This window comes from Paenibacillus zeisoli (assembly GCF_003994465.1).
In the GTDB taxonomy this organism is placed as follows: Bacteria; Bacillota; Bacilli; order Paenibacillales; family Paenibacillaceae; genus Fontibacillus; species Fontibacillus zeisoli.
Genome location: NZ_RZNX01000003.1, coordinates 138,302 through 153,337, shown reverse-complemented (window position 1 = coordinate 153,337; position 15,036 = coordinate 138,302). Strand labels below are relative to the sequence as shown.

The following is a 15,036-nucleotide window of genomic DNA, read 5'->3' as shown; positions in this document are numbered from 1 at the left end:
ACAGCCAGTCAGGGCTGTTAATCCGGTCACCGGGTATATTTTTCGTTATGGAGCTATCCTTATCATTATTGCAGTCATCGCTTTCTTCTCAATCGTGAATGATCATTTTCTAACCTACAATAATCTGAAGGATATTCTTAAAGCAATCTCGATAACGACATTTCTTGCTCTGGGCGTTACTTTCAGCCTCGTCGTAGACGGATTTGATGTCTCCGTGGGTTCTACAACCAGCTTGGCGACGATTGCCGCGGCTTCAGCGCTGATTCTCCATCGCCAGGAGCTGTTCATCACTATACTCATTCCACTGCTGTGCGGGGTGCTCGTCGGCCTGTTTAATGCTTTTCTCGTAGTGAAAATCAAACTTCCGGATCTGCTGGCAACTCTGGCGGTAATGTACATCGTAAACGGAATTCAGATGACTTATACCAAAGGCTATTCCATCTACGAGGGGATGCCGGGAGCCGCGGGGGAACAGACGGGCCGATTTATTCCATCCTTTCTGTTCATCGGTCAAGGCGAAGTCATCGGTATTCCGGTGGCGGTAGTTCTCATGCTGGTCTTCGTTCTGATTGCGTATCTATTCCTCGAGAAAACAACGTTAGGACGCCATATGTACATGGTCGGAGGGAACCCGGAGGCAGCCAATCTGTTCGGAATCCCGGTCAACCGGTACCGGGTGCTGGCTTATGTGATCAGCGGCCTGTTCGCCTCAATCGGCGGGATTGTGCTGGCAAGCCGGATTGGGACCGGACAGGTCTCAGCCGGAGCTCCTCTTCTGATGGATGCCGTAGCATCCGCCTATATAGGGTACGCCTTATTCGGGGATAAACGGCCCAACGTCGTGGGTACGCTGCTTGGTTCGATTCTGATCGGTGTACTGCTCAATGGCTTAACCATGATGAACGTTCCGTACTTTGCACAGGATATTATCAAGGGATCTATCCTTGTCCTGGCGCTGGCATTCTCATTCCTGCGCAAAGATAGATAAAAACCCGGTTGGGAGAGATCAAGATGGAAACAAGAAGACTTGGAAACAGTGATTTACATACGTCAGTGATCGGATTCGGAGCCTGGGCTGCCGGGAAGGCGGGCTGGGGCGAAGTATCGGAGAACCAGATTGAGCGTGCCATTCACAGGGCCTATGAGCTGGGAGTGAATTTTTTTGATACGGCACCTGTGTATGGATTTGGCGAGTCGGAGGAGGTTCTTGGCCGCACGCTTAGGCCCATAAGAGATAAGGTTATTCTGGCTACCAAGTTCGGCCTCGCTTGGGACGATGCAGGAAGCATTCGCAATGACGTATTCAGGGAAAGTATTATTCGTGAAGTGGAGGCAAGTCTTCGCCGTCTGCAGACAGACTATATTGATTTGTATCAGGTGCACTGGCCTGACCCGTCGGGAAGCACCCCTTTTGAAGAAACTTTTGATACATTAAACCGACTGGTTGAGCAGGGTAAAATCCGGTATATCGGCGTGTCCAACTTCTCAGTGGAACAGTTGACCGAAGCGGCGGCCCTGTCACCTGTAGTGTCCCTGCAATCTCTGTATAACATCCTGCAGAGAGATGTAGAGCAGGGGCCGCTCCCACATGCTGCTGAACAAGGAATTGGTTTCATTCCATACAGTCCTTTGGCCCAAGGCCTGCTTACGGGTAAGTTCAATCCAGCTAACAAGCCGAACCCGGACGATGTGAGATCTGCGCTAAATCCATTATTTAGCGAAGATAATTATGAACAGAACTTGATCAAGGTTCAGAAGCTGGAGGAGGTTGCCGAAAGTTATGGGAAGCCCCTCGGGCAGCTGGCCATTAATTGGCTGCTGGCTAACCCTGCAGTAAGCAGTGTCATTGCCGGGGCGAAGACGGTGGAACAAGTAGAGGAGAATATCGCGGCTTCCGGGTGGAAGATCGCCGCAGAGGATGTAGAGAAGATTAATCGGTTATTCGTCACAAGTTAATCTTGGATACAGACAAGAAGGGATGTCCCAAACCGCCAATCCATGGCTTAGGGACATCCCTTCTTGTTCTTATTTAACTGGAGCTGAACCCTTGAGAATAGTCTGATAATGTTTCCACATGAACAACCGCCAGCGGAGAATCATTCCGTAAGCCAGCAGGAAGAACAGGGCGCCCGTCTGCGGCACGGAGACATATTGCTCGATGAATTCATGAAGCAGCATCCGAACGGCGAGCAGTCCGAGCAGGACGACAATAAAGCTGCGGGAACGCTGTGCGAATACCTGACCCTCCGTGACTTCGAACTTGGTACTTCGGATCAGCGGGTAAGAGAATAACAGCCATCCCACGGCAAAGGCGGCAATTCCCCACAACCAGGGAATCCGAACGGCAGGCACGATGAACATGAAGAATCCGGTCGTCATACCTACAGGAGGCATGATAATCTTCTTAACCGTTACCGGCCTCTTGCTCGCCTTGAGACGGATGAATATAGTTAGCAGGGCCATAATCAAAGTGCCTGCTGTGGCGGCGATCTGTAGATAACTAGGACTGAGCTGCATAAATTCAGGCCCCTTTCAATAGATGAACAATTCTGTTTCTCATTATATCACAACTATGCTGAAGGATTGAATAGAAGAGAACAGAGATCAGATGGCTCAATTCGGGTATATAGAATTGACTACCTCCTTATATTACAATTTATATGAGCATCACTGATATGAGCTGAGTGAAGGCCTTTCATATCAAGAGTAAGCCTATTTGGGGAGCGAAGTTCTATTATATAGGAATATATGAGAAGGAGACCTGAGGCAAATGACAAACCAAAGCCAGGAGAATGATATTTTGTTGTATGTTGGCAGTTATGCTTCGGCAGAGGATGGCGGAATTCATCTAGCTGCCTTGAATAAAGAGACCGGAGAGCTTCGTTTGATTCAGAGCACCTCCGGTATTGAGAATCCCTCTTTTGTCATTGTTAATGAAGAGGGAACGAGGCTGTATTCCGTTGCTGAGCTGGAGGATGGACAAGTTGCCGCGTATGAAATTAATCAGGAAGACGCCAGCCTTCGGGAACTGAGCCGTGAGCCCACAGGCGGATTCGCACCCTGCTACGTATCTTATACACCAGGGCCGGAAGGCCAGTTATTCGTTGTTAACTATATGAGTGCAGAGGTAAGCAGCTATAATCTGGATGGGAACGGGGCAATTAAGGAGCTCGCTTCCCGGGTCAAGCATGTGGGCAAGGGTCTGCGCGAAGATCGGCAGGAAGCCGCCCATGCGCACTCCATTGTGCTGGACCGCAGCGGGAAGTTCGCCTATGTGTCCGATTTGGGGATGGATCAGATCGTCATTTACCGTGTTGAGGACGGCAAGCTTGTGACACACAGAGAGATCAAGCTGCCGCCGGGATCAGGACCAAGACATTTCAAAATCCATTCCTCAGGTCAGTGGGCGTACGGAATTAATGAGCTTAATAATACAGTGACCGCTTATTCTATTGATGAACCGCGGGGGGACTTGGGAATTCTTCAGCATATTTCAACTATCCCGGAAGACTTCACGGCAGAGACTACCAGTGCAGAATTGGCTATCTCTCCATGCGGACGCTATCTGTACGGCTCGAACCGCGGGCATGACAGCATTGTACGCTACCGGATTGACCAGGAGAGCGGCAAGCTGTCAGATCCTCAGTGGGTATCCAGCGGAGGTGAAGGACCGCGTCACTTCCTGATAGTCCCTGGCGGCTATCTGCTGGCAGCTCATCAATATAGCGATAACCTGGTCAGCTTCCGCATTGATTCCGAGACAGGCATTCCTAGAGAGACGGGACATGAGCTTCACCTTGGCAAGCCGGTCTGCACTGCGCTGGCGAAGCCTTCCCAAGGTTAAAGAGCATGCAGTGGTAAGGGGAGAAGCTGTCTGAACTCCGCTTGACGACAGATTGTCAGACGGCCCCAACTTAGTATAAATTCGTATGCAAAAAACCATGGCAGGATTGGCTCTGCTGTGGTTTTTTGCTGTGATTGCGCTAGGGGAAATATTTTAGCGAACTGACGCAAAAAAGGTTTGACAATATACGGCGCATACAATTAAAATAACAAACATAACTTACTAAACAGGTAGGATTAATTTTAAATTTAATTTGTAGTATATTAATGACAGAGGAACGCTCTAGAGGCCTTGGCAGGCACGAGCAGCCGCTCGGTTTGACCGGGAGCATAGGGCGTTTCTTTGTCGTTCATAAAACTTCAAGGTGTGTGCACAGGAGATGGCGCATCAGCCAGATCATGATTTTAGAGATAAGAAGATTAAACAAAGGGGAGTGATAGGAATGAAGAGAGGATTTAAAAGAGGGATTGTTGTGAGTCTGGTGCTGGCTATGTCTATGGTGACTGCGGCATGCGGATCAAGTTCGGGGAAAAGCGATAATAGCGTGGAGCTGCTGAACGTATCCTATGATCCAACCCGCGAACTCTATGAAAGCTACAACAAGGCGTTCTCCGCTTATTGGGAGAAAGAGAAAGGGCAGAAAGTTACGATCAAGCAATCTCATGGGGGCTCAGGCAAGCAGGGACGGGCAGTTATCGATGGTCTGAAAGCCGACGTAGTCACCTTGGCGCTTGGTTACGACATTGATGCCATCCAGAAGAAGGGTCTTATTAATAAAGGTTGGCAGAGCAAGTTTGAGAAGAACAGCTCGCCTTATACGTCCACTATTGTCTTTCTGGTACGCAAAGGAAATCCGAAGGGAATTAAGGACTGGAATGATCTGATTAAAGGAGATATCAAAGTCATCACGCCGAATCCTAAAACTTCGGGTGGAGCGCGGTGGAACTATTTGGCCGCTTGGGGTTATGCCCTCCACCATAACAATAATGATCAGAACAAAGCGAAGGAGTTCGTGCAGCAGCTGTATCAGCACGTGCCTGTTCTGGACACAGGAGCTCGCGGTGCAACCACCACCTTTGTAGAACGTGAGATCGGCGATGTACTCATTGCCTGGGAGAACGAAGCCCTGCTATCCGTGAAACAACTTGGACCAGACAAATTGGATATTGTATATCCATCCGAAAGTATTCTGGCTGAACCGCCTGTGGCTGTAGTGGACAAGAATGTTGACAAGAAGGGTACCCGTGAGGTGGCTGAAGCTTACTTGAAATATCTGTACTCCGAAGAAGGTCAGAAGATCGCAGCCGAGAATTTCTACCGACCAACGCTGGAGAGTCTTAAGGAGAAATATAAGGATACCTTCAAGGATATTAAGCTGTTCACGATTGATGAGTTTGGCGGATGGGCCAAGGCGCAGGCCGAGCACTTTAGCGACGGCGGCGTATTTGACCAAATTTACGTACCTGGCAAATAGTACCGACCGGACAGACGGAGGGGATGAATAATCATGAAGACAATAGCTACCAAGCGGGGAGTACTTCCCGGCTTTGGGCTTACCATGGGCTATAGTGTGCTCTATCTCAGCTTAGTGGTGTTGATTCCACTATCAGCTCTGCTGCTGAACTCTACAGGACTAACCTGGGGGAAGTTCTGGGATATTGCAACGGATGCGAGAGTCCTGGCATCCTTTAAAGTCAGCTTCCTGACAGCTGCGGCTGCAGGTCTGATCGATGCTGTGCTTGGCCTGCTTCTTGCGTGGGTTCTGGTAAGATACGATTTTCCCGGTAAAAGTATATTTGATGCAATGATAGATCTTCCTTTTGCGCTTCCAACGGCCGTAGCCGGGGTTTCGCTGACCGCGATCTACTCCGATAAGGGCTGGATCGGCTCCCTGCTGGAGCCGCTGGGTATCCAGGTGGCCTATACGCCGATTGGAATTACGCTGGCACTCATGTTCATTGGAATTCCGTTCGTGGTCAGAACAGTTCAGCCTGTTCTTGAGGAGTTGGAATCAGAAGTGGAAGAAGCAGCAGCTACGTTGGGTTCGGGCAGAGTGAGAACCTTCTTGGTTGTGGTTCTTCCCCAGCTTTACCCGGCTTTGCTGACCGGATTTGCCCTGGCTTTCTCCAGAGGAATTGGAGAATATGGCTCGGTCGTCTTTATCTCGGGCAACATGCCGATGAAGACAGAGATTGCCCCGCTGCTCATTATGTCGAAGCTCGAACAGTTCGACTATGCGGGAGCTACTGCGGTGGCCCTTCTCCTGCTGATGATTTCATTCCTGCTGATGTTGATTATTAATACACTCCAACACAGACTGCGCAAAACAGCCCGTTAAGGGCTGTCGGTTCCAGTATAAGATGCTAATTTGTAAAGGTGTTGCAGCATCTTAAATGAACATTATCCAAGAAGGAGGATATCAATATGGCCGGTTCTGTACCTATGACTTCCGGGAGTTCAATGAACCCGAGAACCAGATCTATGAAAGAGACAAGCTGGGTGAAGTGGGCACTAATAGGCTTGGCGGCGCTAGTGCTGTTGTGGCTGATCGTTCTTCCCCTAATTGTTGTGATAACTGAAGCTTTGAAACAGGGCTGGGATGTATTCCTTGCGGCCATTGTGGACCCTGATGCGATGTCCGCGCTGCGGCTGACCCTGCTGGTTGCCGTGATCACGGTGCCTTTGAATACGATCTTTGGGGTTGCCGCTGCCTGGGCAATTACCAAATTCCGCTTTCGCGGTAAGCAGTTCCTGATTACCCTGATCGATCTGCCTTTTGCGGTATCTCCGGTTATTGGCGGTATGATTTATGTACTGGTGTACGGGGAACACGGTTGGCTAGGCGGATGGCTCGATAGCCATAATATTCAGATTATTTTTGCCCTGCCAGGGATTATACTGGCCACCTTGTTCATTACCTTCCCGTTTGTCGCGAGGGAGCTTATCCCGCTTATGGAGGATCAGGGGCAGCAGGAAGAAGAAGCTGCTGTTACGTTAGGGGCTAAAGGATGGACGGTATTCTGGAAAATTACGCTGCCGAATATCAAGTGGGGCCTGCTCTACGGAGTTATTCTGTGTAATGCGAGAGCCATGGGTGAATTCGGAGCGGTATCCGTCGTATCTGGACATATCCGCGGGGAGACCAACACGCTGCCGCTGCATGTTGAAATTCTCTATAATGAGTACCAGTTCTCGGCATCGTTCGCTGTTGCTTCTCTGCTGCTTGTACTCGCATTGGTGACTTTGGTGCTAAAAGGCTGGTTTGCACGCAAAAATGCACATTGACGAGGATTTCCATTCTATGGTAACATTAATCAAAGTTAATCAATCGGAATTAAGGGATTGATGATACGAAGTGAAAATCTATCGGGAAGAAGGAGGCGCGGACTATGGCTAAACCATTAATCGTCGACGACGAGTGGCTCGATCGAATTGCAGGTTTATTAAGCGATATGGAGTTTGGTTCTCTGAATATTGTGGTTCATGAGGGACAGATTGTACAGGTGGAACGCACGGAACGCAAGCGATATGAGTCAGGTGCCTCCCGAGGAGCCAAGGTGTCAGCAGGCTCCAAGCATTCACCCAGAGCTTTACGAGAGTCTGGACCCCGGTAAATAGATTAGAACAAAGTGAATTGAGTGCTTACCCAGTAGATATGAATAACTGTATAGCAAAGCCCCGTATTCCGGACCTTAGACTTAAGTCAAGGCACCGGATACGGGGCTTTGTGTGTAAATAGTGAAGCTGCGCCTCTCAATTAACGGTTATTCACGAGCATCTGTGTCTTCCGGGCTTAAGGCTCCGTTCACGGGACGGCCCTCGCTGTCGACAGTCCCGGCAGGGGGGTTCAGAAGCAGCGTCTGCGTGGTTGTGTCATCATAATGCCCTGCGAACGGGCGGGCTTTGCGGGGCTTCGTGCCAGTGAGGCTGAAGCCGAGCACGAACAGCAGGAGCTGGACGGCAAGTACGTAAAGCGAGGTCTCGAGGCCTGCGAGATGAATCAGCGCCAGCAGGGCGATGAAGATCGAGAGCAGGCGCAGCAGGATCGTGCTGCCCCCGGGGCGGCGGTTCTCAAGCAGCACCGGGTAGAGCAGCAGCAGCGAGAGCAGGATGGAGGCGAAGCGCGCCCATATGGCCGCGCGGGTCCAAGCGGCTTCGCTGCCGCCGGCAGCGGGTGCGGCTCCGAGAGCCTGCAGCAGCCAGGCGGTCAGCAGGACCGCTGCGGCCGCGAAGGCGAACGGCAGCATGGCCCGAAGCTGCAGCCACAGCGAGAGGCCCCAACCGGGCTGCTCGCTTCTTGCAAGCAGCTTCGCCCGCTCTTCCATGAGCCGGACAGCTTCGCGGTCCAAGGCTCTATGAAGCAGCGGCAGACGGGCTTCGTCCCCGTCTGCCAGGTAAGCGCCGATCTGGCCCTGCAGATCGGCGGTCAGGTAAGGCGCGGCTTTGCACGCCTGCAGCCGGTCCATGAGCAGCGCCTCTGTATCGGCGCCCGCGCCGCGCTGCTCAAGTGTACGCTGGAGCGGTCCGGCCGCCGCGGCATACAGCTCCAGGCTGAGGCGAAGCCGCTCCAGGCGGGCCTGCTCTACCCGCCATGCACTGCTCCGCGCTGCGGTATAGAGGGCTATGAAGGTAAGGGCGGTCACAGCGGCCACATAAGGCCCCGCGGGCTGCTGGGCCAGCCATGACCAGACTTGCGTAAGAGACACCGGGATATCACTCCTTCAATCCGTATGTAGAAGCTTGCCTTTTGGTCCATATCATTTTCCCTTCCTCCACTATTGCACAGGAGCGGGATATAATACAAGCGATCCTTTGCTCTCCAGTGGGTATATATATAGCAAGTACCGGAAGGGCAGGATACTCTGCACTTATAAATCGGTTATAATGGAGGTTGGAGTTGTGGAGTTAGAGCAAATAACGTTTAAACTCTTGATTGGGTTTATTGGCCTATGGGCGATGACACGGCTGCTGGGCAAGAAGGAAATATCCCAGCTGACCCCGTTCGATTTCATCTCATCCCTTATGTTAAGTGAGCTTGTGGGGAATACCGTCTATCAGGAGGACGTGAAGTTCTCCCAGCTGCTGTATGCCCTGCTGCTCTGGACCGCTCTGTCATTCGTCTTTGAGAAGATTACCCAGTATTTCAAACGGTCAAGAGGATTCTTGGACGGCAAAGCTTCTATCTTGATTCGGCATGGTGAAGTGGATCTCAAGGAGCTGCGCAAGAACAGTCTGGACTTTGATCAGCTGCGGATGCTGCTGCGTCAGCATGATGTATTCTTCATGCGGGAAGTGGCCTATGCTATTTTTGAAGCTAACGGAACTCTGAGTATTATGAAGAAGTCTGAATACGAGCAGGTGACCCATGAGGATCTGAACCTGCCCAAGAAGGAGGCTGACTTCTCCTATAGTCTCGTTGAAGACGGCAAGCTGGATTACGAAAGTCTGAAGCTGCTGGACAAAGACGAGTCCTGGCTTATGAGCGAGCTTCGCAAATGCGGATATGAAAGCTTAAGCGATGTAGCCTATGCGGAATGGACTCCGGAAGAGGGGATGTATGTGCTGGAGCATCGGAAGAAACCTTTCAAGCAGCCGGGAGATGTCAATAATTCCTTTAAGGAAACATTATAACTACGAAGGAGCTGCAGACTTGACGAGTACAGTCATCGAAATCTTTTTTATCGCTATATTGGCAGGTGTAGTCGGTTCTGTCCTGGGACTTGGGGGCGGGATTGTAGTTACACCTGCCTTAACCCTGCTGTTCGGAGTGGATATCAATCACGCGATCGGAGCCAGTATTATCTCGGTTATCGCAACCTCCAGCGGCTCGGCTGTCGCCTATATCAGGGACCGCATTACGAATCTTCGGGTGGGCATGTTTCTGGAAATTGCCACTACAGTGGGGGCTATAACCGGGGCTTTTCTTGGAGCAGTCATTGCTCCTAAATTCTTATATGTCATCTTTGCCGTGCTTCTCTTATATTCGGCCTATGCCATGATCAAGAAAGGCAAGCAGGAGATTCCCACTGGTGTGCCGCTTCATCCTGTAGCCAGGAAGCTTGGACTCCAGGGAGAGTATTACGACAAGGCCATGGGACAGACCGTAGCTTATAATGTGGACAAAGTTCCTCAGGGGTTCAGTGTCATGTATGGAGCCGGTGTGATCTCAGGACTGCTGGGAATCGGCAGTGGAAGCTTCAAAGTTATGGCGATGGATGTGTTCATGAAGATGCCGCTAAAGGTGTCAACGGCAACCAGCAACTTCATGATGGGAGTCACTGCGGCGGCCAGCGCCGGGATCTATCTTCTGCGGGGGGATATTAATCCTGTCATCTCAGCCCCGGTTGCACTCGGTGTACTTATTGGAGCCACAGTCGGCTCACGATTGATGCAGCGGATGAAGAGCAAGACGATCCGCAAGCTGTTTATCCCGGTCATGATTTACGTTGCCGGACAAATGCTGTACCAGGGATGGAGGGGTTAGTATGGCGAATCAGACACCATCAAGCGGGGAGGCACCGAGCCGGATTGCTGATGTGGAGCTGGCCATTAGCAAAATGCTGCGGATCGGAGTGGTTGCGGCGGCCGCAGTCATTATTATCGGACTCGTGCAGTTCCTGGTCACAGGTGTCAGCGGGTATCCGGATGGGACTTATCCGCTGGGATTCGGAGCCATCTGGGAAGGGCTTCTGGCCATGAAGTCGGTGGCTGTTATCGAGACAGGGCTGCTGATTCTGATCTTAACGCCGGTTCTCCGGGTATTTGTCTCTTTGTTTGTATTCTGGCAGGAGAAGGACTACAGGTTCGTCGGGATTACAGCTACGGTTTTTATCATTCTGATTATCAGCTTTATGCTGGGTAAGGCGGGCTGAGCTAAGCGAACGGGAATTGAAGGACGAGGCGAAAGCCGCCTTTTATGAAGTTAAAGGTGCCCTCCTGCTAGAAAATTACACCGGAATGCGTTTTGGATTCAACGGTTGGGATAATTATATTAGAAGGACAACGTGAAAAGGGAGTCTATTTCATCCATTTTCAAATAGAGAAGGAGCGATACATATTATGAAAATTGCACTGTTTGGAGCTACAGGAACGATCGGTAAAAGTATTCTGGAGGAAGCGCTGCGCAGAGGCCATGAGGTGACTGCTGTGCTTAGAGACGTGTCCAAGCTGGAAGGCTTGGATCAACATGAGAAGCTGCAAGTGAAGACGGGAGATATTCTTATGCCGGACTCCGTGGCTGAGGCGGCTGCAGGCAAGGATGTGGTCATCAGCGCATTTGGCCCTAAATTTGGCCAGGAAGATGAGCTGTCCGAAGCTGCCCGTACACTCGTGGAAGGGGTGAAGCGTGGCGGAGCTGGGCGGCTGATTATCGTAGGCGGAGCCGGCAGTCTAGAAGTGGCTCCCGGTGTGGCGCTTATGGATACGCCGGCCTTTCCGGAGGAGTGGCGTCCGCTGGCCCGGGCTCATGCGGAAGCTTACGAGATTATCCGGGCATCCGATATCGATTGGACCTATCTCAGCCCGGCCGCTGTAATCGAACCCGGCGAGCGTACCGGGAACTTCCGGATTGGAACGAATCAGCTGGTGACCGATGAGCTGGATAACAGCCGAATTTCTGTAGAAGATTACGCGGTGGCTTTGCTTGATGAGGTAGACGAGTCCCATTTTGTAAGAGGAAGATTCACAGTCGCATATTAGTATAGTGAGGTTCTTATAGGGGCTTTAGGAGCCAGATGTGCGATTCATACGGCGGAGTCAGAACCAGGATTCATAGGAAAGTTGGATTTTCGCTCTTATGACGAACCCGCAGCAAGGCAGTGCCTTATGCATCGACAGCAGAAGAACGGCAACAAGGGCAGGGGGCTTTGGCTCCCTGCTCTTTGCTGTGTAATTCTTTGCTGTGTGATCTTTTAGAAGTGTAATTCCCAGTAGTGTAATTTTACATGTGTAATTTTAGGAGTGTAAAACTTAGTTGTACAAGTCATAGTTGTAGAATCTTATTCGTGTGATTCTCAACTGTGTGAGTTTAACTCCTGCAGGGCCTTGCCTTTGTCTTGTTATACCTGATTCAGGACTTTGGAGAACAAGCTGGAAATGAAGTACACGCTGTTCACCGGCCCTTGCAGATGTGGGCAAGAAATGCACGGAAGGCATCTTTCTAGTCTGTTAGATTGATGGAGGAAGGGTTGATCAAGATGATGGACTGGGTTCAGAGAATGAATGGGGCGATCAATTACGTTGAGGACCATCTCTTGGAGAAGATTGATTATAAGGAAGTCGCCAGACTCGCCTGCTGTTCGGCGTATCACTTTCAGCGGATGTTCTCATTCCTCACCGGCGTTACACTAGCGGAGTACATTCGGCGCCGAAGACTGACATTGGCCGCTTTCGAACTGCAGCATAGCGGGATTAAGGTTATTGATCTGGCGCTAAAATATGGCTATGACTCTCCAGAGGCGTTCACACGGGCATTCAGTAACCTGCACGGAGTTACCCCTACTGCAGCACGTCTTACGGGAACCTCGCTCAAAGCCTATCCGAAAATGACCTTTCACATGTCAATTAGAGGGGATGCAGAGATGAATTACCGGATTGAGGAGATGGGTCCGTTCCGAATTGTAGGAATATCAGAGCGTGTACGTACGGAGAATGCGTTCCGTGTAATTCCGCACATTTGGGCAGATGCCAGAGATCAAGGAGTCTTTGAGAAGCTTTGGGAGTTCCGCCTGGGTGAACACCCACTGGGTGGAATACTCGGAGTCTGCGCGAACGGGGAATTCGGGGAAAATGAAGAGTTCGACTACTTACTGTCCGTAAGGTCGGATCAAGAGCCGCCGGAGGGAATGACCTTATTGGACTATCCTGCAAGCACATGGGCCGTTTTCGATGCACCCGGGGGTCCGGAGAAGCTCCAGGAAATATGGAGACGTCTTTATACGGAGTGGGTTCCCTCTTCCACTTATGATTTGGCTTATCTGCCGGCGGTTGAGAACTATCTGCCACCAGAGGAGCGCAGGAATGAGTTGTGGGTGCCAGTTGTTAGGAAGGGTCAGTCTTATTAGGTTTGCAGGGGATCAGCAGATTTCAGCTGCGGAATGGCCGCAAGAAAATTCTGAAGGAGTAAAGCGACCGTCTTTAAGAACGACCCTATACTATACAAATTTAATAAGCTCACACGGTTATTTGTCTAGTTCACTCTATGAATATTCAAGTAATCAGGAGGTTTATTGGCCAGTTGGGTAATATGGGATAGAGCAAACAGGGATAAAATTAGGGTAGGTATGTATTTCAGGTCTAACAAGGGAGGCGTGCGGAAATGCGGCTTGTGGATGCCGAGCAGATGAGGGAGCTGGATCGTCAGACGATACAAGAAATCGGAATTCCGGCTGCTGTCTTGATGGAAAATGCAGGACGTGCTATTGCGGAGGAGCTGATAAGGTGGTGTGTGCTTCGCTCGGAACAGCAGCTCCCGAAGGAGCCAGAGGGACTCATAGAGGAAGACGTGCTGGGAATGGGACGGCTCGCATGTCAGAAGAGCCCCGCGGAGATTAGACAGATATTGCGTCAAGAACACTGGCTAATGCTAATCGGCAAGGGCAATAATGGCGGAGACGGCCTGGTTGCCGCCCGGCATTTAATGAACGCCGAAATGTCGGTTACCTTGCTCTATGTAACGGTGCCCGAACAGATAACAGGGGAGGCTGCTGCACAAGTGCAGGCAGCTCGCGCGTTAAATATTCCGTCAAGGGTGTTCGGGGAGCAGCCGCTGGACTTTGCCGGATATACGGGCATCCTTGATGCACTGCTCGGAACAGGGACGTCTGGTGTCCCGCGGGGCAGCTATGCGGCACTCATCGAGCAGGCGAACGGGAGCGGGCTGCCGATGATCTCGGCCGATCTCCCAAGCGGAGTCAATGCCGATACAGGCGAGGTTTACGAGCCGTGTATCCAAGCCCGGATTACCGTATGTCTGGCCTTCTTAAAGACTGGACTTACCCAGTATCCGGGGGCAAAGGTGGCAGGCGATGTCGTGGTGAAGGACATCGGCATACCTGCAAGCCTGGCGGAGACTGATGAGCCAGGCAGCTTCCTGCTCACGGAAGAAGTTCTAATTCGTGAGCTTGGGGTTCAGCCTTCGCGTCGCCGTGATCCGGACGGTCACAAAGGCACCTACGGCCACGTGCTGCTGGCCGCAGGCAGCGCAGGCATGAGCGGCGCGGGGCTGCTCGCATCGAAGGCCGCTCTGCGGGCCGGATGCGGGTTAGCCACCTGGGCGCTGCCAGGTGCCTTGGCTCCGCACGTGCTTAGCGCGGTGCCGGAGCTGATGCTGGCACCGATAGGTGACGGTGGCAGCAAGGGGTGGAGCCAAGCCGCAGCGGACGAAGTGCTGCGGCTGCTGGAGACGCGCAGCGTGCTCGCGGCAGGGCCGGGGCTTGGCCGCTTTGAGGGCGAGGGCGCCTTCCTGCGCGCCCTCTGGGAAGGCGCCCGGCGTCCGCTTGTGCTGGACGCCGATGCGCTGAATATGCTCGCTGCGGCCGGCGGCCCCGCAGCGTGGAAGCGCCGGGATGCAGCGGCGGTGCTGACGCCGCATCCCGGCGAGATGGCGCGCCTTGCGGGCGTCTCTACGGCCGAGGTCCAGCGGGACCGGATCGGCCTGGCCCGCAGGTTCGCCCTTGAGCACGGCGTTACGCTCGTGCTCAAGGGCGCGCGCACCGTCATCGCGGCTGAAGATGGCCGCGTCTTCGTGAACCCCACCGGCACCCCGGCCATGGCCACCGGGGGTGCCGGAGATGTGCTGACCGGCATCATCGCCGGTCTGCTGGCCCAGGGCCTTACCGCCGTGCAGGCCGCGGCGTTCGGCGTATATGTGCACGGCCTCGCCGGCGAGCGGGCGGCGGCCGCACGGCATAATCCGGCCTCTCTGATCGCCGGAGATATCATTGAGCATCTATAGCCTGCGCGCCAAAGCTGCTGCTGGCTGGGATAACCTATCGGACTATCGGGTAGGTTGTTTCTTTGTAGGACGGTTGATGTCTGCGACATGGCGGTAGAATTGATTTTTGCAGCAAGATTACAGTTCACCACTATTGAGACCCTGACCTCAGACTGAACGAAATGTTCCACGGGCAACAATTAATTAACATCATTAAATAGTTGGAAATCGACAAGTTTACTTCTTTTGACTCCCCTAA

15 protein-coding genes are annotated in these 15,036 nt (G+C 52.1%); 13 read left to right on the top strand and 2 right to left on the bottom strand.

Features of this window, described 5'->3' with window-relative positions:
- Positions 1 to 37 precede the first annotated feature (37 nt).
- Positions 38 to 988, top strand: a complete 951-nt coding sequence (locus EJP77_RS09760) for an ABC transporter permease (protein ID WP_425464237.1) — start codon at positions 38 to 40, stop codon at positions 986 to 988.
- Between the two features lie 23 nt (positions 989 to 1,011).
- A complete protein-coding gene (locus EJP77_RS09755) occupies positions 1,012 to 1,956 on the top strand; it encodes an aldo/keto reductase (RefSeq protein ID WP_127199047.1) in 945 nt (314 codons plus the stop codon).
- A gap of 69 nt (positions 1,957 to 2,025) precedes the next feature.
- Here the strand turns inward: EJP77_RS09755 and EJP77_RS09750 are convergent, their stop codons facing one another.
- Positions 2,026 to 2,517: a CcdC family protein gene (locus EJP77_RS09750; RefSeq protein ID WP_127199046.1), complete on the bottom strand. Its 492-nt coding sequence runs from the start codon at positions 2,515 to 2,517 to the stop codon at positions 2,026 to 2,028.
- A 253-nt stretch (positions 2,518 to 2,770) separates the two neighbouring features.
- On the opposite strand from EJP77_RS09750, the gene EJP77_RS09745 reads away from it, so the two are divergent.
- The 5 genes from EJP77_RS09745 (at position 2,771) to EJP77_RS09725 (ending at position 7,458) form a co-directional block, all read left to right on the top strand.
- Positions 2,771 to 3,844 carry a lactonase family protein gene (locus tag EJP77_RS09745; RefSeq protein ID WP_127199045.1) on the top strand — a complete coding sequence of 358 codons (1,074 nt, stop codon included), beginning with the start codon at positions 2,771 to 2,773 and terminating at the stop codon, positions 3,842 to 3,844.
- A 442-nt stretch (positions 3,845 to 4,286) separates the two neighbouring features.
- A complete protein-coding gene (locus EJP77_RS09740; RefSeq protein WP_127199044.1) occupies positions 4,287 to 5,318 on the top strand; it encodes a sulfate ABC transporter substrate-binding protein in 1,032 nt (343 codons plus the stop codon).
- A gap of 33 nt (positions 5,319 to 5,351) precedes the next feature.
- Positions 5,352 to 6,182: a sulfate ABC transporter permease subunit CysT gene (gene cysT / locus EJP77_RS09735; RefSeq protein WP_425464233.1), complete on the top strand. Its 831-nt coding sequence runs from the start codon at positions 5,352 to 5,354 to the stop codon at positions 6,180 to 6,182.
- Between the two features lie 86 nt (positions 6,183 to 6,268).
- Entirely contained in the window at positions 6,269 to 7,129 is an 861-nt protein-coding gene (cysW, locus tag EJP77_RS09730) for a sulfate ABC transporter permease subunit CysW (protein WP_127199042.1), read from the top strand.
- Positions 7,130 to 7,233: 104 nt separating this feature from the next.
- Positions 7,234 to 7,458: a YezD family protein gene (locus EJP77_RS09725; protein ID WP_127199041.1), complete on the top strand. Its 225-nt coding sequence runs from the start codon at positions 7,234 to 7,236 to the stop codon at positions 7,456 to 7,458.
- A 150-nt stretch (positions 7,459 to 7,608) separates the two neighbouring features.
- Here EJP77_RS09725 and EJP77_RS09720 read toward each other — a convergent pair whose 3' ends face one another.
- A complete protein-coding gene (locus EJP77_RS09720; RefSeq protein WP_127199040.1) occupies positions 7,609 to 8,550 on the bottom strand; it encodes a hypothetical protein in 942 nt (313 codons plus the stop codon).
- Positions 8,551 to 8,743: 193 nt separating this feature from the next.
- Between EJP77_RS09720 and EJP77_RS09715 the strand changes: the two genes are divergently transcribed.
- From EJP77_RS09715 to EJP77_RS09690, 6 genes are all read left to right on the top strand, one after another.
- The gene (locus EJP77_RS09715) at positions 8,744 to 9,475 is read left to right on the top strand and encodes a DUF421 domain-containing protein (RefSeq protein ID WP_246021849.1); all 732 of its coding nucleotides are present in this window, start codon (positions 8,744 to 8,746) and stop codon (positions 9,473 to 9,475) included.
- The gene (locus EJP77_RS09710) at positions 9,444 to 10,328 is read left to right on the top strand and encodes a sulfite exporter TauE/SafE family protein (protein WP_221886011.1); all 885 of its coding nucleotides are present in this window, start codon (positions 9,444 to 9,446) and stop codon (positions 10,326 to 10,328) included. The genes EJP77_RS09715 and EJP77_RS09710 overlap by 32 nt, the downstream gene beginning before the upstream one ends.
- A gap of 1 nt (position 10,329) precedes the next feature.
- Positions 10,330 to 10,716 (top strand): DUF1634 domain-containing protein, encoded by a 387-nt coding sequence (locus tag EJP77_RS09705; RefSeq protein ID WP_127199037.1) that lies wholly within the window; start codon positions 10,330 to 10,332, stop codon positions 10,714 to 10,716.
- Between the two features lie 187 nt (positions 10,717 to 10,903).
- On the top strand, positions 10,904 to 11,542 hold the full coding sequence (locus tag EJP77_RS09700) for an NAD(P)-dependent oxidoreductase (RefSeq protein ID WP_127199036.1): 639 nt from the start codon (positions 10,904 to 10,906) through the stop codon (positions 11,540 to 11,542).
- A gap of 500 nt (positions 11,543 to 12,042) precedes the next feature.
- On the top strand, positions 12,043 to 12,906 hold the full coding sequence (locus EJP77_RS09695) for an AraC family transcriptional regulator (RefSeq protein WP_127199358.1): 864 nt from the start codon (positions 12,043 to 12,045) through the stop codon (positions 12,904 to 12,906).
- Between the two features lie 254 nt (positions 12,907 to 13,160).
- The gene (locus EJP77_RS09690; RefSeq protein ID WP_127199035.1) at positions 13,161 to 14,798 is read left to right on the top strand and encodes an NAD(P)H-hydrate dehydratase; all 1,638 of its coding nucleotides are present in this window, start codon (positions 13,161 to 13,163) and stop codon (positions 14,796 to 14,798) included.
- Positions 14,799 to 15,036 lie beyond the last annotated feature (238 nt).

Bases quoted from the DNA above. Each gene is read 5' to 3' on its own strand.
- EJP77_RS09755 (WP_127199047.1), top strand. From the start codon at position 1,012: ATGGAAACAAGAAGACTTGGAAACAGTGATTTACATACGTCAGTGATC.
- EJP77_RS09750 (WP_127199046.1), bottom strand. From the start codon at position 2,517: ATGCAGCTCAGTCCTAGTTATCTACAGATCGCCGCCACAGCAGGCACT.
- EJP77_RS09745 (WP_127199045.1), top strand. From the start codon at position 2,771: ATGACAAACCAAAGCCAGGAGAATGATATTTTGTTGTATGTTGGCAGT.
- EJP77_RS09740 (WP_127199044.1), top strand. From the start codon at position 4,287: ATGAAGAGAGGATTTAAAAGAGGGATTGTTGTGAGTCTGGTGCTGGCT.
- cysT (WP_425464233.1), top strand. From the start codon at position 5,352: ATGAAGACAATAGCTACCAAGCGGGGAGTACTTCCCGGCTTTGGGCTT.
- cysW (WP_127199042.1), top strand. From the start codon at position 6,269: ATGGCCGGTTCTGTACCTATGACTTCCGGGAGTTCAATGAACCCGAGA.
- EJP77_RS09725 (WP_127199041.1), top strand. From the start codon at position 7,234: ATGGCTAAACCATTAATCGTCGACGACGAGTGGCTCGATCGAATTGCA.
- EJP77_RS09710 (WP_221886011.1), top strand. From the start codon at position 9,444: ATGTCAATAATTCCTTTAAGGAAACATTATAACTACGAAGGAGCTGCA.
- EJP77_RS09705 (WP_127199037.1), top strand. From the start codon at position 10,330: ATGGCGAATCAGACACCATCAAGCGGGGAGGCACCGAGCCGGATTGCT.
- EJP77_RS09700 (WP_127199036.1), top strand. From the start codon at position 10,904: ATGAAAATTGCACTGTTTGGAGCTACAGGAACGATCGGTAAAAGTATT.
- EJP77_RS09695 (WP_127199358.1), top strand. From the start codon at position 12,043: ATGGACTGGGTTCAGAGAATGAATGGGGCGATCAATTACGTTGAGGAC.
- EJP77_RS09690 (WP_127199035.1), top strand. From the start codon at position 13,161: ATGCGGCTTGTGGATGCCGAGCAGATGAGGGAGCTGGATCGTCAGACG.